This is a genomic window from Acidobacteriota bacterium, from assembly GCA_012517875.1.
Lineage (GTDB): Bacteria > Acidobacteriota > JAAYUB01 > JAAYUB01 > JAAYUB01 > JAAYUB01.
This window is the reverse complement of record JAAYUB010000006.1, coordinates 26,878-43,987: the sequence shown is the minus strand read 5'-3', so window position 1 is coordinate 43,987 and position 17,110 is coordinate 26,878. Positions and strand designations below refer to the sequence as shown.

The 17,110-nt window shown below is 65.0% G+C and carries 13 protein-coding genes; 6 read left to right on the top strand and 7 right to left on the bottom strand.

Annotated elements, in window-relative coordinates; all coding sequences use genetic code 11:
* Positions 1-238 precede the first annotated feature (238 nt).
* The 3 genes from GX414_00850 to GX414_00840 all read left to right on the top strand — a co-directional run bounded on the left by GX414_00850 (position 239) and on the right by GX414_00840 (position 4,037).
* The gene (locus GX414_00850; protein NLI45633.1) at positions 239-1,264 is read left to right on the top strand and encodes a zinc-dependent alcohol dehydrogenase family protein; all 1,026 of its coding nucleotides are present in this window, start codon (positions 239-241) and stop codon (positions 1,262-1,264) included.
* Between the two features lie 87 nt (positions 1,265-1,351).
* Positions 1,352-3,151 (top strand): ABC transporter ATP-binding protein, encoded by a 1,800-nt coding sequence (locus tag GX414_00845; protein NLI45632.1) that lies wholly within the window; start codon positions 1,352-1,354, stop codon positions 3,149-3,151.
* 7 nt (positions 3,152-3,158) lie between these two features.
* A complete protein-coding gene (locus tag GX414_00840; GenBank protein ID NLI45631.1) occupies positions 3,159-4,037 on the top strand; it encodes a YicC family protein in 879 nt (292 codons plus the stop codon).
* Between the two features lie 525 nt (positions 4,038-4,562).
* On the opposite strand, the gene GX414_00835 is transcribed toward GX414_00840, so the two are convergent.
* From GX414_00835 to GX414_00820, 4 genes are all read right to left on the bottom strand, one after another.
* Complete coding sequence (locus GX414_00835) at positions 4,563-5,342, bottom strand: hypothetical protein (GenBank protein ID NLI45630.1); 780 nt, start codon at positions 5,340-5,342, stop codon at positions 4,563-4,565.
* A gap of 817 nt (positions 5,343-6,159) precedes the next feature.
* On the bottom strand, positions 6,160-6,894 hold the full coding sequence (locus GX414_00830) for a hypothetical protein (GenBank protein ID NLI45629.1): 735 nt from the start codon (positions 6,892-6,894) through the stop codon (positions 6,160-6,162).
* 35 nt (positions 6,895-6,929) lie between these two features.
* The gene (locus tag GX414_00825) at positions 6,930-8,582 is read right to left on the bottom strand and encodes a nucleoside kinase (protein ID NLI45628.1); all 1,653 of its coding nucleotides are present in this window, start codon (positions 8,580-8,582) and stop codon (positions 6,930-6,932) included.
* 32 nt (positions 8,583-8,614) lie between these two features.
* Positions 8,615-10,366, bottom strand: coding sequence for a proline--tRNA ligase (locus GX414_00820; GenBank protein NLI45627.1), 1,752 nt, complete (start codon positions 10,364-10,366; stop codon positions 8,615-8,617).
* A gap of 178 nt (positions 10,367-10,544) precedes the next feature.
* Here GX414_00820 and GX414_00815 point away from each other — a divergent pair, with 178 nt between their 5' ends.
* Positions 10,545-11,981 (top strand): MBL fold metallo-hydrolase, encoded by a 1,437-nt coding sequence (locus GX414_00815; protein NLI45626.1) that lies wholly within the window; start codon positions 10,545-10,547, stop codon positions 11,979-11,981.
* On the opposite strand, the gene GX414_00810 is transcribed toward GX414_00815, so the two are convergent.
* From GX414_00810 to GX414_00800, 3 genes are all read right to left on the bottom strand, one after another.
* Positions 11,969-12,421 carry a MerR family transcriptional regulator gene (locus GX414_00810; protein NLI45625.1) on the bottom strand — a complete coding sequence of 151 codons (453 nt, stop codon included), beginning with the start codon at positions 12,419-12,421 and terminating at the stop codon, positions 11,969-11,971. The two genes, GX414_00815 and GX414_00810, sit on opposite strands and share 13 nt — an antisense overlap.
* A gap of 190 nt (positions 12,422-12,611) precedes the next feature.
* Positions 12,612-13,106, bottom strand: coding sequence for an NUDIX hydrolase (locus GX414_00805; GenBank protein ID NLI45624.1), 495 nt, complete (start codon positions 13,104-13,106; stop codon positions 12,612-12,614).
* Positions 13,107-13,157: 51 nt separating this feature from the next.
* Entirely contained in the window at positions 13,158-14,573 is a 1,416-nt protein-coding gene (locus GX414_00800; GenBank protein NLI45623.1) for a cytochrome C, read from the bottom strand.
* A 256-nt stretch (positions 14,574-14,829) separates the two neighbouring features.
* Between GX414_00800 and GX414_00795 the strand changes: the two genes are divergently transcribed.
* Together GX414_00795 and rplU are read left to right on the top strand one after the other, a co-directional pair.
* On the top strand, positions 14,830-16,707 hold the full coding sequence (locus GX414_00795; protein ID NLI45622.1) for a hypothetical protein: 1,878 nt from the start codon (positions 14,830-14,832) through the stop codon (positions 16,705-16,707).
* 80 nt (positions 16,708-16,787) lie between these two features.
* Positions 16,788-17,108: a 50S ribosomal protein L21 gene (rplU, locus tag GX414_00790; protein NLI45621.1), complete on the top strand. Its 321-nt coding sequence runs from the start codon at positions 16,788-16,790 to the stop codon at positions 17,106-17,108.
* Positions 17,109-17,110: the final 2 nt, after the last annotated feature.

Sequence of the window (17,110 nt, the reverse complement as noted above, 5' to 3'; positions counted from 1 at the left end):
GATGAAAATCGACTCCGAGGTACAATGGTGTTGTCATCGTGTGCGCTCCTTTTGGCGCCGCGACCCCGGGAGCAATCACCCACGAGATTATATCTCGTGTCTCGGTGGCGCTAAAAGGAGCGCTCTTCTCATCACATCAACGAATGGGAACGGTCTCCGAACCCCGAACCTTGCAGTGCGACGACAGCCGCACTACAATGGCCACAAGCTTCGGTTGTGCCAGCTTCGGAGGTGACCCGTGCGCGCCATGCGGCTTCACGAATCAGCCCCCATCGAGGAGCGGCCCCTGCGGCTGGAGGATGTCCCCATGCCGAAACCGGGCCCGGGCGAGATCCGGATCCGCGTCGCCGCCTGCGGCGTCTGCCACACCGACCTCCACGAGGCCGAAGGGGACCTGGCGCTCCCGATCCGACCGATCACGACCGGCCACCAGATCGTCGGCGTCGTTGACGCCGTCGGGCCGGGAGCGCTGCGGTTCCGACCCGGCGACCGAGTCGGGGTGCCGTGGCTGGGTAGAACCTGCGGTGCCTGCCGATTCTGTGAGGCCGGGCGCGAGAACCTCTGCCCCGACGCGGTGTTCACCGGATTCCACCGGGACGGCGGTTACGCCGACTACGCCGTGGCGGCCGAGGCGTTCGCCTGTCCGCTGCCGCCGGGGGTGTCCGACACCCAGGCGGCGCCGCTCCTGTGCGCCGGGATCATCGGCTACCGGGCGCTTCGCCTGTCGCGCGTCCGCCCCGGCGAGGCGCTGGGACTGTTCGGCTTCGGCGCGTCGGCCCACGTCGCCATTCAGATCGCCCGCCACTGGCGCTGCCGGGTGTACGTCTTCACCCGCTCCGAGGCGCACCGCGAGCTGGCCCGCCGGCAGGGCGCGGAGTGGGTGGGCGCCGCCACGGAGGCGCCGCCCGAACCCCTGACCGGCGGGATCGTGTTCGCCCCGGCCGGCGAGATTGTCCCGCGCGCGCTGGAGCACCTGGACCGGGGCGGCACGCTCGCCCTGGCGGGCATCTGGATGAGCGACACCCCGCCGCTGGACTACGCCCGCCACCTCTACTTCGAAAAGACGCTCTGCTCCGTCACCGCCAGCACGCGAGCCGACGCGGAGGAGCTGATGGCCCTGGCGCCGGTGGTGCCCATTCACACCGACGTGCAGACGTTCCCCCTGGCGGCGGCCAACGAGGCGTTGGCCGACCTGAAGCACAGCCGGCTGCGGCACGGAGCGGCGGTGCTCACGGTGGCGCCGGCCGAGGCGGATCCCCGCTGACCGCCCGTCCGAAATCTCAACCGCCTTTGACTTTCCCGCCCGACCGTACTACGATGAGTCACTTCCGCCCGGAGAAGCCGCCCGGACATGAACGAACTGCGCAAACTGATGGTCTACCTCAAGCCGTACCTCCCTCTACTGGCGGTGTCGCTGGTGCTGCTGGCCCTGGTGAGCGCGCTCGAGGGGCTCATCATGATGCTCATCGAGCCCATCTTCAACTCGGTGCTGGCGCAGCACACGGCGCTCTCCGGCGCGGCGGCCAAGTTCCAGTTCCTGTACGATTGGTTCGACCTCCGCGGGCCCGACATCTACCTGAAGGTCGCCCTGGGCATCCTGATCCTGACCTTCCTGAAGTGCGTCTGTCTCTACTTCGCCGACTACGCCACGATCTACACGGGCCAGAAGATCATCCAGCACGTCCGCAATGACCTGTTCGATCACATCGTCCGGCAGTCCACCCTGTTCTTCGCGCGCCACTCCACCGGCAAGCTCACCAGCCGGATCGTCAACGACGTGGACAAGATCCAGGAGACGGTCTCGCGCTCGCTGGCCGACTTCGCCCGCCAGGTGCTCACCATGGTGGCGTTCGTCGTGCTGCTGTTCTACATCGATCCGTACCTGGCCGGGGCCACCCTCGTGGTGGGGCCGGTGGTGGCGGGGATCACCAGCTTCCTCGGCCGGCGGATCAAGGGCTACGGCTGGCACAGCCAGGAGCACATGGCCGAGATGACCAACATGCTCCAGGAGACCATGTCGGGCCACCGGGTGGTGCAGGGCTTCGGCATGGAGGCCGGGGAGTCGTTGCGGTTCCGCCGCATGACCGACGGGCTGCTCCGCTTCAACCTGAAGGCGGGGCGGATCGTCTCCATCAACCCGCCGCTGATGGAGCTGATCGGCGTCCTGATCTTCGTCCCCTTCCTGGTGTATGCCCACTTCCGAATCCAGGCCGGCGCGCTCACCGTAGGCGCGTTCGCCGTGTTCCTGACCTCGCTGGTGCGGCTCTACGACCCGGTGCGTCGCATTTCGCGGATGCACCTGGGCTTCCAGCAGACGTTCGCCTCGGTGGACCGCATCTTTGAGGTGCTCGAGGAGGACGAGCGGGTCGCCGAGCGATCCGACGCCGCGGAGCTGCCGCCCATGCGCCGCGACATCGTCTTCGACCACGTGTCGTTCCACTACGAGCGGCCGGGCGATGAGCCGGTGCCGGTGCTCGAGGCGATCGACCTGCGGGTGCCCCGGGGTGAGGTGCTGGCCATCGTCGGCAGCTCGGGGGCGGGCAAGAGCACGCTGGCCAACCTGATCCCGCGGTTCTTCGATCCCACCGGCGGGGCCATCCGGATCGACGGCGTCGACCTGCGCGACGTCCGCCTCGACTCGCTGCGCCGCCAGATCGCCATCGTCACCCAGGAGACCTTCCTCTTCAACGACACGGTGCGCAACAATCTCAGCTACGGCTCCGGCGACGTGTCCGCCGACCGGCTCGAGGCGGCGGCGCGGGCGGCGCTGGCCCACGACTTCATCGTCAAGATGCCCCAGGGGTATGACACGATCATCGGCGAGCGTGGCGCGCGGCTCTCGGGGGGCGAGCGCCAGCGGCTGGCCATCGCCCGGGCGTTGCTCCGCGACGCGCCGCTGCTGGTGCTCGACGAGGCGACCTCGTCGCTGGACAGCGAGTCGGAGAGCCTGGTCCAGCAGGCGCTGGCCAACCTGATGCAGAACCGGACGACCTTCGTCATCGCCCACCGGCTGAGCACCGTGCGCAACGCCGGCCGGATCATCGTGCTGGATCGCGGCCGCATCGTGGAGACGGGCACCCACGACGAGCTGCTGGCCTTGGGCGCGGTGTACAAGAAGCTGCACGACATCCAATTCCGCAACGAAGCGTGAGGACGCGATGGGCACACTCCATTCCATGACCGGTTTCGCCAGCGGCTCCCGGGCCATCGGCGGCTATCTTGTGTCGATCCAGATGAAGGCGGTGAACAACCGCTACCTGGACATTTTTCTCAAGTTCCCGGCGGCCTCCGTGGAGCTGGAGCAGGCGGTGCGCGACACCGTCAAGGCGGCGCTGCAGCGCGGCCGGGTGGACGTCTGGGTGGAGCTGCAGCCGGCCGCCGGCGGCGCGCCGCCGCTCAACACCGACCTCGTCCGCCAGTTCCACGCGCAGCTCGCGCCGCTGGCCGACGAGCTGAAGCTGACCCTGCAGATGCGGGATTTACTCACCCTGCCCGGCGTGCTCAAGGCGTCCGCCGAGTCGGCGACGGCCGACGCCGCATTCCAGGCCGGGCTGCTGGAATTGCTCCGCGAGGTGCTGGCCGCCTTCGCGGCGATGCGCGCCCGGGAAGGGGCGAATCTGCGGGAAGTGATGGCCGGGATCCTGGACGCCGTCACCGTCCGGATCGAAGCGATCGCCGCGCACCAGGAGACGGTGCGGCAGCACTGTCTGGCGCGCTGGCAGAAGCGGCTGGGGGAGCTGCTGACCGGGGCGGGGGAGCCGGACCCGGCGCGGCTGCTCCAGGAGGCGGCCTATCAGGCGGAGCGCGCCGACATCGCCGAGGAGCTGGACCGCTTCCGCTCCCACCTGCAGCAGTTCCGCGATGTGCTCGCCGCCGGCGGGCCGGCGGGCAAGAAGCTCGACTTCATCCTGCAGGAGCTCAACCGCGAGGCGAACACCATCCTGTCGAAGACCGATCTCATCGAGATCAGCCGCCTGGGCATCGACCTCAAGGCCGACATCGAAAAGCTCCGGGAGCAGATTCAGAATATCGAATAAACGGTGAATCGGTGAATGGGTTAATGGGTGAATCGGTGAGTCGGGGCAGGGCGGAGTTCATCGATCATTTTTCATTGATCAATGGTCATCGGTCATTTCGGATTGGTGGGATTATTGGTCATTGATTATTGCTAATATTTAATTGGCTATTTGGATACGAGTTCATTCGTGTCGTTGATGGAACCTGGGTGATGGGACCATCGCCGTCGGCGGCTGCGCTTTGGATGGACGCGGTAGCGTCTTAAGATTATGCAACCGTCGCCAATCGACAAACCGGTCCGGAATCCAAAGCGGCGTCAAGCCGCTGCACTCCAAAGCACTGCGCGCTGTCCAAAGTGCTCTGCGCGAAGCGTTGGCTGACGTCCAATGTCCGAGGATCGGGATCCAGCCACCAGCGAGAGTGGTTGTGTTTCAGTAGGTGTTAACCGAATTCATGTGATCCGGTGAGTTTGGGTGCATTTTTCCAAAACCCCCGCGACGATGATCGCGATGCCAACCCCGGTGACCACATGTGGTACTGCCGGATTACCCCCGCCACTGCCCAATTCCATCCCAAGCGCTCTCAATGGGGCGGCCCAGATCCAGCGCTCTGAAAACCTCCAGCATGCGCTCCTTGCCTCCTTCGCGGTGGAGGACCCGACCAATTTTTCGGGCTTCGAGATTTAGCTGTTCCAGCTTGGGCAAGCCGTCGTCGTGGGTCCAAGCCATCATTTCTGCATTGAGCTCTTGCAACCGGGCGAAGATTTCGGATTCCGGGTCATACGGTTTAATCTCTGATTCAGAAGCCCTTCGTTTCAGAATTTCGGCAGGCAGCATGGATTTGACCAGGAAGTACAGGGATATGCTGCCCACCAGCCAAGCGATGATTCCGACGGTCATATAAGGATCGTACCGGTCGGGCGACATGATGGATTCGCGGCCGCTTGGAAAGTACACTTTCAGCGCGTCGATAACGTAACCAAGACCTACTACGAGCGCTGCGTAGACAAGCATGAAGAGATATTTTTGCAACTCGCAGATCCAGCAGACAATGTGGATGGAATCATCTGGAGCTTTGTCTATCACTCGGTACACCTTGAGAGGGCGGGCCTTCCGACCGCAGAGATCGCAAGGTCCTTTTCCAAGATGTTGTCGATTCCGCCACGCTGTAAAAAAAATCCAGAAGGCGATACCAGTTAAAATCACGCCGCCGATAAAAACTCCTCTAACTTTAAACGGAGTTGATTGGTGCGGAGATGAAACAAACTGAATACCGGCAACAGCGAGAAAGATCAAACCCCAGATGATCTTGTCGACAACAGACATACCAGTCTCCTTCATGGTGTTCAATCGGATTCAAACGGGTGCCTCGACTGATCTGAACTCATCACTATTTTCATTCAGACTATATCCAGCTCACCGATCATGATCACCGCTACGCGTTCAGATACTCAACCATAGAACATCAACGATCACATTTCAACCGATTGGGCTTCAACAATCTGCAAACTTGTGAACCTGAGAACTGGTGAACACAAGATCAAGAACGACACTGTTTGGTGGTTTGAAATATCCGTTGTGCCCTCTGCGTCCTCCGCGGTGAATCCGGGCGGCCCGAAGTCCGAAGTCCGCATGGCGGGAACGAGCCTCGCGCTCCGGGTCGACAGGCACCATCGAGCGGCGGGCACGCGGGAGGTACCGCGAGCGGGAGCGAGCGGCGGGAAAGCCCTCCCCGCAAGGCCCGTGGAGCCCGCGACACCATTCCATCGCCGTCGGCGGCTGCGCTCTGGATTGGCGCGGGACGCGTCTTTGGATAGCGCGAAGCGCCGTGGAGTGCGCAGGCTGGACTGCGCTTTGGATCGGCGCGGGACGCGTCTTTGGATTTTGCAGCCGTCCCAAATCGACAAACCGTTCCGAAATCCAAAGCGGCGTCGAGCCGCCGCACTCCAAAGCACTTCGTGCTATCCAGAGCGCTCCGCGCGAAGCGGCCGATGTCCGAATTCCGAAGTCCGAAGTCCGAAGTCCGAAGTCCGATGTCCGATGTCCGCATTACGGGAACGAGCCTCGAGCCTCGAGTCTCGAGCCTCGATTACGAATTACGATCACGATTACGAATTACGATTACGATTACGGGCACGAACCCTCAACTATCAACGGTTTCGGGCTGCTCCTGCGTGACAGGTGCCGATTTCGGCGGCGGGTCGTAGCCGACCACCGTGCCCGCCTTGATGCGGGGGTAGTAGGGCGAGACCACCGTGCCCGGCAGGATGCGAACGTCGTCCTCCACCTTGATCATGCCGAGACCGGCGCCGGCGCCGATGGTGCAGTTGCGGCCCACCTCGACCAGCCCGAAGCGGAACCGGCCGCGCCCCTCGTAGGCGTGCACGGTGAACTGGCTGAAGGCGCCCACCAGGGTGTTGTCGCCGATGAAGACGAGCTCGGGGCGGAAATGGTCCAGCCAGACCATCTGCATGACCTCCACGTTGCGGCCCACGTGGACGCCCATCCAGCGGTACCACCGGTTCTTGAACGGCGTCCCCTTGAGCAGGAACGAGATTCCCACCATCACCGTGAGCAGGGTGCGGCGCGGCGCGGGCAGGTTCACCTTCCGCCAGTTCACGGCGTTGGGGTCTTCGGGCGCGCCGAGCCCCGCGAGGGTGTAGTGGCGGGCCGGCCGGGCGAGATACTCGGCCAGGCGCGCCTTACCGGCCGGTGTGGCCGGATCCAGCTCGACGACGGGCGTGCCCGCGCCCCGCGACGTCTTGGAAATCCGGACGTCCAGGCCCCGGCGGCGGGCGTAGCGGGCGGCGCGGCCCACGATCTCCGCGGTCACGCGGCGCATGGCGTCTTCGGGCGTTTCGTGCTGCCGGTTGGACACGGGGCGCTCCTGGGGGCCGTCCGCCCGCCGCCGCGTCAGTAGCGGAACGCGCTGGCGCCGATGAACTCCCGCAGGATGGAGTTGTTGGGCACCGAGTCGGGCGGGATGTCCTGGAAGTAGGACAGGAACTTGAGCAGGCGCCGCGCCTCGGAGTACTCGCTGTGCTCGGTGCTGATGCGGAGCAGCAGCGGCTCGGCGCAGCGCTTCAGCACCGCCAGCTCGTACACCAGCGACGAGTTGAAGAACAGGTCGGCGTCCTTTTGGTAGGGGAAGATGTAGGCGGTCTCGCCGCGGCGCACCGAGCGCCAGCGCTGCAGGGTGACCAGCGCGTCGTAGCCGCGGAACAGGTAGTCGCGGACGATCCGGCGCAGCATCCGGACGTCGGTGGTGGGGATGCGGTTGTGGTGGTCCATGCTCAGCGCGGTCAGGGGCGAGACGTAGATCCGCTTGATCTGGTGCATGGGCAGGTTGCGCATCAACTCCGGGTTGATGGCGTGGATCCCCTCGTACAGCAGAATGGTGGTCGCCGACGGCGTGATGGTCCGGTGATCCGGCTCCGAGCGGCCGGTGTGGAAGTTGTAGCGGGGCATCGAGACGGGCTGGCCCTCGAGAAGCCGCTCGAAGTGCTCGTGCAGCAAGTCGATGTTCAGCGCCCGGATGCTCTCGAAGTCGTATTGGCCGTGGCTGTCCTTGGGCGTCTGTTCGCGGTCGAGGAAGTAGTCGTCCAGCGAGATGACCTCGGGCAGCAGGCCGTCCACCCGGAGCTGGTCGGCCAGCCGCTTGGCGAAGGTGGTCTTCCCCGACGACGACGGCCCGGCGATGAGCACGATCCGGCTGCCCACCGCCTGGTCGGCGAGCTGGGCGATCTTCTTCTCATGGAGCGCCTCGCTGATCCGGATGATCTCCGGGGCGGCGCCGGCCACCACCCGCTCGTTGAGCTCGCCCACCTCCCCCAGGCCCAGAATGTCGAGCCACTGGCCATACTCCTGGAAGACGCGGAACAGGTTGGGTTGCGAGATGAATTCGGGCACGGTCGCCGCCTCGCCCACCTCCACCGCGTACGGTTCGGGCATGATCAGGATGAAGCCGGGCGGGTAGAAGACCAGGCTGAAGAGGTTCAGCAGCCCCGTGCTGGGCACCAGCGGACAGTCGGAGTAGTTCTGGTAGCCGTTGCAGATGTAGATGTCGATGGTGTGGGGGTTGGAGTGGCGGAAGAGCCGGATCTTGTCCTCCTGGCCGGTGGCGCGGAAGAACTGGCGGGCTTCGTCGAGGTAGGTCTTCTCCTTGTCCAGCCGCAGGTCCTGCGCGATGAGGTCGCGCATCTCGGCCTCGATGCGCCGCAACTCGTCCTTCGTCAGGGTGGTGTCCTTGATGAGCTCGCAGTAGAGCCCCTTGCTCAGGGAGTGCTCCACCTTCATCTCGGCGCGGGGGAAGAGCCGCTCCACCACCATGCCGAGGAGGTACACCAGTGAGCTCTGGTAGACGCGGAAGCCCTCGGGGTGAACGCAGTCGATGAACTCCACCCGCGAGTCGACGCGCAGCTTGTGGCGGAGATTGGTGAGGCGGTTGTTGATCTTGGCCGCCACCACCGGCATGGCGCTCTGGAGTCGCGAGCGGCGCAGGATGTCCAGCAGGGTGGACCCCTTCCGGATGCTCAGGCGCTTGCCGTCGGGAAAGGTGATCTCCATCGACAGGGACTGGTTCATGGCCACGCCTCCGGTCACTGCAGCGGACGGATGTCGCGGACGCGGGCCTCGATCTCGGCCCGCAGCGCCGCCAGCGTGGCGGTCACGCGGTCCGTCACCTCGCCCACGGGGCAGTCGACGGCTTTGGCCTCGCGGCGCACCGTCACTTCGGCCAGCCCCTGGGCGAGCTTCTTTGTTCCAAGGGTAATCCGGACGGGGATGCCCACCAGGTCGGCGTCGTTGAACTTGACGCCGGGCCGCTCGGGCCGGTCGTCGTAGAGCACCTCGAGGCCGGCGGCGCGGAGCTCCGCGTAGAACCGGTCGGCGGTCTCGACCAGCCGGCTGTCCTCCATGCTCACGGGGACGAGGATGACGTCGAAGGGGGCGATGGTGGCGGGGAAGACGATGCCTTTGTCGTCGTGGCACTGCTCCACCGCGGCCGACAGGATTCTCTCGGCGCCGATGCCGTAGCTGCCCATGACGATGGGGACGGACTGGCCGTCCCGGTTGAGCACCGTGGCGCCCAGCGCGTCGCTGTACTTGGTGCCCAGCTTGAAGATGTGCCCCACCTCGATGGACTTGAACACGCCCAGGGCGGCGCCGCACCCGGGGCAGAGATCGCCGTCGGCGACGGTGCGCAGGTCGTGGTACGCCGCGGTGAAGTGCACGTCGGGCGTGACGCCCTGGATGTGAAAGTCGGTGGCGTTGGCGCCGGTGGTCATGTTGCGCCGGCCGCGCAGCGCCTCGTCGGCGAGGATGGTGAGGTGCTGCACGCCCACGGGGCCCAGGCTGCCGGCGTCGGCGCCCATGGCGGCGACGATCTCCTCGGCGGTGGCGGGTCGCAGCAGGCTGGTTCCGGTGGCGGCCTCGAGCTTGGCCTCGTTGAGCTGGTGGTCGCCGCGCATCAGAATGAGCATGGGTTGCGAGTCGACCATGTAAACCAGCGTCTTGATCTGGTTCTGCGCCGGCACACCGAGGAAGTTCGAAATCTCCTCGATTGTTTTCTGCCCGGGCGTGGCCACGCGCACCGGTTCGGGACCGGCGGGCTCGGTGTCGGCGACGGGGGCGAGCCGGTTCGTGGCCTTCTCCAGATTGGCCGCGTAGCCGCACGCCGCGCAGCGGGCCACCAGATCCTCGCCGGCGTCGGAGCGGACCATAAACTCGTGGGACTGGCTCCCGCCCATGGAGCCGGAGTGGGCCTCCACGGCGAAGTAGTCCAGCCCGCAGCGGGCATAGATGCGGCAATAGGCGTGGTAGTGCAAGCGGTAGCTCGTGTCCAGGCCGTCCCGGTCGACATCGAACGAGTAGGAGTCCTTCATGGTGAACTCGCGCACCCGCAGCAGGCCCGACTTGGGCCGCGGCTCGTCGCGGAACTTCGTCTGGATCTGGTACCAGATCTGGGGGAGCTGCCGGTAGGAGCGCAGCTCGTTGCGGGCGATCGAGGTGAAGACCTCCTCGTGGGTCATGCCCAGGCACATGTCGCGGCCCCAGCGGTCTTTGAGGCGGAACATGTTGTCGCCCATGACCTCCCAGCGGCCGGTGGCCTGCCAGACCTCCGCCGGGTGGATGGCCGGGAGGTGGAACTCCTGGCCACCGATCCGGTTCATCTCCTCGCGGATGATCTGACGTATGCGGAGCAGGGCGCACTGGGCCAGCGGCAGGTGGGAGTAGACGCCCGCCGCCAGCTGGCGGATGAATCCGCCGCGCAGCAGCAGGACGTGGCTCACCACGTCGGCCTCGGCGGGCACCTCGCGCAGAGTGGGCATGAAATAGTGGCTCAGGCGCATGCGAGTCTCCTTGATCGGTCTCCCAAGCAATCCGGTAACATATAGAATCATCGGGAGATTGTCAAGCATTCACGCGGCTTTTCACGGGCCGGCGGGACGCCGGACGGATGTTGGAAGTGGAAAGCCTGCGGGAAAGACCCTATAATGGCGTCGGTCGATTTTTGCATAGGAGCGGCTCATGGGCAGTTTCCTCCAGTTCGCCGGCGCCACCCGGACCGTCACCGGAACAAAGCACATCATTCAGCACCGCGGCAAGGTGGTCATGTTGGACTGCGGCCTGTTCCAGGGGCTCAAGGAGCTGCGCGTCCGCAATTGGGAGACCTTCCCGCTACCGGCCGGGTACGTGGACGACATCATCCTGAGTCACGCCCACATCGACCATACCGGGTTCCTGCCGCGCTTTTTCGCTCACGGCTTCGACGGCCGGATCTTCACCACCCCGAGCACCCACGACCTGTGCGAGATCATGCTTCCCGACTCGGCCCATATCCAGGAGGAAGATGCGCGCTACGCCAACAAGGAGGGCTTCTCGAAACACGCACCCGCCGAGCCGCTCTACACCATCGACGACGCCGAGCGGGTGCTGGAGAAGTTTCAGGACGTGCCCTACGGCAGCGCGTTCTCCATCAACAAAAACATCCAGTTCGAGTTCGTGGACGCGGGGCACATCCTGGGCTCATCCATCGTGCGCCTGACCATGCGCCGCGAGGACGAGTCCACATTCCGCGTGGTATTCAGCGGTGACCTCGGCCGGTACGGCGAGAGCATCCTCCCCGACCCGACGGCGGTCGACGAGACCGACTTCCTCATCATGGAATCCACCTACGGCGACCGCATCCACCAGGACGTGGACATCCAGGCCGAGTTGGACGACGTCATCAGCCGGACCGTCCGGCGCGGCGGCAAGGTGGTCATCCCGGCGTTCGCGGTGGGCCGCACCCAGGAGATCCTCTACCAGCTCCGGGCGCTGCAGGAGGCTCAGCGGATTCCGAAGATTCCGGTGTACATCGACAGCCCGCTGGCCATCAAGGCGACGAAAATATTCTGCGATTACCCGGAGCGCTTCGATCCGGAGGTGTCGCGGGGGAGCCGGCCGGGCGACTGCCGCCTGCTCTGCCACAACCTGCACGTGGCCAGCTCCGTCCAGGATTCCATGGCCATCAACACCATCGACGAGCCGGTGATCATCATCTCCGCCAGCGGGATGTGCGAGGCGGGACGGATCCTGCACCACCTGAAGCTGAAGCTCCCGGACCGGCGCAACACCGTGCTGTTCGTGGGATACCAGGCCGAGGGGACGCGGGGCCGCCGGATCCTGGACGGTGAGCGCGAGGTCAAGATCCACGGCGAGAACGTCCCGGTTCGGGCGGAGATCCGCTCCATCGACGCGTTCAGCGCCCATGCCGACTCCGGCGAGCTGTTCCGCTGGATGGGCAACTTCCGACGTCCGCCGCGCATGACCTTCCTCGTGCACGGCGAATGGGAGCAAATGCGGGCGCTGGAGGCGCAGATCCGCGAACGGCTCGGCTGGGCGGTGCAGATTCCGGCCTACCTGGAAAAAGTGGATCTGGATAAATACCTGCCGCCGATGGCCGGCGACGGTCAGGCCGTGTGATCCGGAGTTGCTCCGTGATTGCTGCCGGCGAGCTGGTGGAGCCGGATTTCAAACAAACTCTTGAGATTTTGGCAACTGATCGAGTTCCGGTACGCCGGGCAGCCGTGGCATTCCTTCTGGGAGGAGCGGCGGCTGGCGCCGGTGATGCTCCAGCACGGCCGGCTGGCGTCGATGTGGCAGGGGCAGTGCGCGTACTGGGTGGCGGCGCAACCGCGCAGTTCGTGGCAGGGGATCAGGGCCAGCAGCCGCCGGATCCCCTCGATGTTGAGCCCCAGTTCCGAGATCATGCGGCGGATGCAGCGGATCCACTCGACGTCCTGCTCGTCGAAGTAGCGGGTCCCGCCGGTCGATTTCCACGGGATCAGGATGCCTTCCCGCTCGTACATGCGCAGCGTAGGAACGGAAACGTTCAGCATCCGGGCCACGTGGCCGATTTTCATTCTACCGTTGCCTAATTCCCTCATTTCAATCCACCTTGCAATCTATAGTTCAGGTAATGATATTTAATTATGGAGCCTGTGTCAAAAACATTCTTGGGGTATGGCGGAATGAAACCGATTTCGCCGTAGCCGGATCGGTGCGAAGCGGGCGCTTCAGGCGGCCGGCGTGGCAGCGGACGCAGGTCCGTTCTCACCCGGACCGGATGGCTTGTTCGATGAAGCGGCGGTGGCTGACGAAGGCCAGGTCGGGCAGCGCGCCGGGCGGAAAGAATGCCAGCGCGCGCGCATCGTCGCCGGCAACCGGCTCGCCCCGGTAGCCGGCGACCTGGTAACAGACCACGATCACCCGCCCGTACCGGCGGCTGGGTTCGTCTTCGATCCCGATCAACTCCACGCGGTCCGCTTCGAGACCGGTCTCCTCCCGCAGCTCGCGCCGCAGGGCGTCGGCGGTGGATTCCGCGATCTCGATGAATCCGCCTGGCAGGGCCCATCGCCCCGCCTGCGGCTCCCTGGCGCGCTCCACCAGGAGGATGGCGCCGGCGGCGTCGCGCACCAGGGCGGCGACGGCCGGCACCGGGTTGTCGTAGAACGTCGTGGCGCAGGTTGCGCAGCGGCCGGCGCCCTCTCCATCAGGGTACAGGGGGGCGCCGCAGTAAGCGCAGAATCGCTTGGGTTGCCAGATCATGCCGATCCTTATCCTTGAACGCGGTTGCCGACCGGCGGTCTCGGTGCCAGCCTATCGGAAGATGTCGGCGATCGCTTTGTCCAGGCTGTTTTCCGGCTCTTCCTGAGCCAGCACCTGGTGACAGAGCTCGCAGTCCTGCGACAGCACCAGGCCGTCCGCCGTGGCGTGCTCCCCGTCGTGGCACCGGAAGCAGCCGCCGGTGTCATCGGCATGTCCCAGATGACTGCGATGCACGCCAAAGGTCATCTTCATGTCGGGAAACACGTTCAGCCGGTAGATGGCGAAGATCCCGTCGGCGGCCTTGCGGATCGCGGCCCCGTCGCCCGACGCGCCGTAGTGCCGCTCCAGCCCGGCGCGGATCCCCTCGCGGGCCGCGGCGTGCGAGGGGTGGGCGGCGGTGAGGAGCCGGAGGGCCAAGGGGCGGATCCCCGGCAGCGTGGCGGGGATCTTGCCGTCCAGCAGGGCCTGGTCCACGGCCGTCTGCGGCTCATCGAAGATGTGGGTGGGCCGGTTGTGGCAGTCGACGCAATCCATGGTCCGCCACTCGGTTCCGGGTGGCGGTGCGGGGATGCTGTCGGGCGGGGCATACTCGTGCACCGTGCCGTCCTCGCGGACGGACCGGACGCGGTGGATCCGGGTGCGCTTGGGGTCGGCCGGGAGATACTCCACCCGGGCGTGCCGGCTCACGTGCCAGTGAATGCCCTCGTAGCGATTTGATTTGGCGTTGAAACCGCCGATGTCGAGCAGCAGCACCGAGACCAAGGGATTGTTCACGTCAGCTGTGTCGTCCAGCTTGCGCCGGACCACCGTTTGCTTGCCGTGGAAGAACTGCGGCCAGTGGCACGCCTCGCAGGTTTCGCGGGCCGGCCGGAGGTCGGCCACGGGCGAGGGGATAGGCCTGCTGTAGGTGTGGGCCATGACCGCGTAGACCTGGCGCAGGCCGGAGAGCTTCGATTTGACGAACCAGGAGGCGCCGCCCCCGATGTGGCAGGCCACGCAGCCCACCCGGGCATGAGGCGAACGCTGGTAGGCGGTGAACTCGGGCTCCATGACCGTGTGGCAGAGTGTGCCGCAGAACTCGTCGGAATCGGTGTAGTGGTACCCCTCGTACATGGCCACCGACAGGATGATGGAGTTGACCAGAGTCAGGGCGAGTATCAGCACGGCGCGGTGGCGGTGTTCGGGCCGGCTCAGGTCGATCACCAGCGGGCGGATCTCCGTCCCGTCGCGCCGGGCCTTCCGGCGGGCGAACCAGATGCCCAGCGGAATAAACGCCAGGCCGACCAGAAACACCCCGGGCAGGAAGCCGTAGGCGAACAGGTCGCGGTAGGGACCGCCGGCCACGCCCAGCATGTCCAGAATCCAGGCGGTGACGATGAGCACGGCCGAGACCGTGACCATGGTGGCGCCCAGCAGACTGAACTTGCTGACCCAGAGATTCTTGGCCAGGTCTTGAATGACTTTCATGCATTACCGCCCGGTGTGAAATCGATCAACGCTTAATACATATATGGATTTTGTCGGAAACTCAAGACGTTTTCGAGGCCGCGTGGGTCCGGGCCGGATTCCGGCAATACCGCGGAATTCAACGGTCAAGACCAAATTGGGGATTGCGAGTCCAGTCAAGGTGGAATATTATCTATACGTCAGAATACAGAACGCCGACCGAGGAAATGTCATTATGAAATTCAGCCGGTTGTTACCGCTGGCAGTTCTTTGGGTTATGGGAAGCGGACTGGGCCTGGCGGACACCGCGACGTGCCTCGAGTGCCACGACACGGTGGATCCGAAACAGTACGAGGCCTCCGTTCACGGCCAGGCGGGCCTGGCGTGCGTGGACTGCCACACCAGCCTGCAGGGCGTCACCGAATTTCCCCACGCGGAGAAGCTGCGGCCGGCCGACTGCGCGACCTGCCACGAGGATGTGACAACCGACTACGCGCGCAGCATTCACGCCCAGACCTCCGCGCTGGGTAAAGGGGCGGCACCCACCTGCGCCAGCTGCCACGGCGTGCACAACATGCTGTCGGCCAGCGACCCCAAATCGCCCACCCACAAGTCCAACGAATCGCAGCTGTGCGGAAAATGCCACGGCATGAACGGTTTGAAGGACCGGGAGGTCCGCCTGCCCTACGTCTTTGAGAGCTACTCACGCTCCGCACACGCCAAGCGAATCGGCCAGGGGAACATGCAGGCGGCCTCCTGCGCCGACTGCCACGGCACCCATGACCTGCGCGGCTCCGCCGACACCGAGAGCACCATCCATCGGTGGCGGATCCCGGAGACCTGCGGCAAGTGCCACCGGCAGGTCACGGACGAATACCTGGCGGGCATCCACGGCAAGGCGTTCAAGCTGGGCATCTCGGATTCGCCCACCTGCACCAACTGCCACGGCGAGCATGAAATCCTGGGACGCGACGCGGCCGATTCGGCCACCTTCAACCGTCAGATCAGCTTCCAGCTCTGCCTCGATTGCCACACCAGCCCGAAGGTGCTGCGCAAGTACGGCGCCAGGATGGGCACCGCCGCCGAGTTCGTGGATTCGTACCACGGCCTGAGCCTCAAGCTCAACAGTCCGCGCGCGGCCACCTGCGTCAGTTGCCACGAATCCCACGAGATCCGGCCCAAGCGGGATCCGACTTCCACGGTCGCGGCCGGCAACGTGACCGCCACCTGCGCCCGTTGCCATCCGGGCGCCACGCCGGAGTTCGCCCGCAGCTACACCCATGCCACGGCCAACCTGCAGGAAAACCGCCTGGCCGGTTTCTTCCAGACTTTCTACGTCCTGATGATCCTTGCGGTCATCGGCAGCATGGTGGCCCACAACGTGCTGATCCTGTACTATTTTTTCCGCCGCAAGCATCATCACGAGAGCCGGGCGCCGCGCCTGACCCGGTTCCACGCGCAGGAGATCTGGATGCACATCCTGCTCACCATCACCTTCATCGGGCTGGCGGTGACCGGTTTTGCGCTCAAGTTCTCCGACAGTTTCTTCTTCGAGTGGCTGCGGGCGCTGGGCATGACCGAGCCGGTGCGCTCGGTACTGCACCGTGTCTTCGCCGTGGGCCTGCTCGCCACCGGCATCTGGCATCTGGCGTACCTGGCGTTCAGCGTCAAGGGCCGGGCCCAGTTGAAGGCGCTTTGGCTCCGCTGGGAGGACCTCCGCCTGGTCGTCGTCAACCTCCGGTACCACCTCGGCCTGGCCAAGGAGCGGCCGCTCTTCCGGCGGTACGATTACTCCGAGAAGGCCGAGTACTGGGCGCTTGTCTGGGGGACGGCGGTCATGGCCGTGACGGGCTTCGTCCTGTGGTTCCCCGTGGCGGCCACCCGGATCTTCCCCTTCTGGATCATCCGGGTCAGCGAGGTGATCCACTACTACGAAGCCATTCTGGCCACCCTGGCGATCCTCGTCTGGCACTTTTTCTTCGTGATCATGCACCCCGAAGAATATCCCATGAACCTGAGCTGGCTGCACGGCAAGATCACCGTGGAGCTGGCCGAGGAGAAGTACCCCCTCTGGGCGCGGGAGGAGCTGGACCGGACCCGGGCCGCGCAGGCAGCGCCGGAGCCGGCTGCGGCCGAGGATCTGCCGGCGAAGTGATTTCGTGCAACATTCCGGTTGACAAGCGCCTGGCGGCTGGCTATAATCCACCGCTCGAAAATCGATGGAGGTACCCTCCCGTGTTTGCGATCATTCGTTCCGGCGGCAAGCAGTACAAGGCGGCAGAAGGGCAGGTGGTCCGGGTGGAACAGCTCGACGTTCCCGTGGGCGAGCACGTCACCATTGACGACGTCCTGTTGCTCGATACCGACGACGCGGTTTTGGTGGGCACCCCCACCATCCAGAACGCCGCCGTTCAGGCGACCGTGATGGAGCACGGCCAGGCAGACAAGGTGATCGTCTTCAAGAAAAAAATCCGCAAGCAGTACAAACGCTTCAATGGTCACCGGCAGCCGTTCACCGATCTGAAGATCGACAAAATTTCCATGAAGACGGAGTGAGA

Excerpts from the sequence above, each read along its gene's own strand:
- GX414_00825 (NLI45628.1), bottom strand. The coding sequence starts at position 8,582 with ATGGAGATCACCTTTCCCGACGGCAAGCGCCTGAGCATCCGGAAGGGG.
- GX414_00815 (NLI45626.1), top strand. The coding sequence starts at position 10,545 with ATGGGCAGTTTCCTCCAGTTCGCCGGCGCCACCCGGACCGTCACCGGA.
- GX414_00810 (NLI45625.1), bottom strand. The coding sequence starts at position 12,421 with ATGAAAATCGGCCACGTGGCCCGGATGCTGAACGTTTCCGTTCCTACG.
- GX414_00795 (NLI45622.1), top strand. The coding sequence starts at position 14,830 with ATGGGAAGCGGACTGGGCCTGGCGGACACCGCGACGTGCCTCGAGTGC.
- GX414_00800 (NLI45623.1), bottom strand. The coding sequence starts at position 14,573 with ATGAAAGTCATTCAAGACCTGGCCAAGAATCTCTGGGTCAGCAAGTTC.
- GX414_00845 (NLI45632.1), top strand. The coding sequence starts at position 1,352 with ATGAACGAACTGCGCAAACTGATGGTCTACCTCAAGCCGTACCTCCCT.
- GX414_00820 (NLI45627.1), bottom strand. The coding sequence starts at position 10,366 with ATGCGCCTGAGCCACTATTTCATGCCCACTCTGCGCGAGGTGCCCGCC.
- GX414_00835 (NLI45630.1), bottom strand. The coding sequence starts at position 5,342 with ATGTCTGTTGTCGACAAGATCATCTGGGGTTTGATCTTTCTCGCTGTT.
- GX414_00805 (NLI45624.1), bottom strand. The coding sequence starts at position 13,106 with ATGATCTGGCAACCCAAGCGATTCTGCGCTTACTGCGGCGCCCCCCTG.
- GX414_00840 (NLI45631.1), top strand. The coding sequence starts at position 3,159 with ATGGGCACACTCCATTCCATGACCGGTTTCGCCAGCGGCTCCCGGGCC.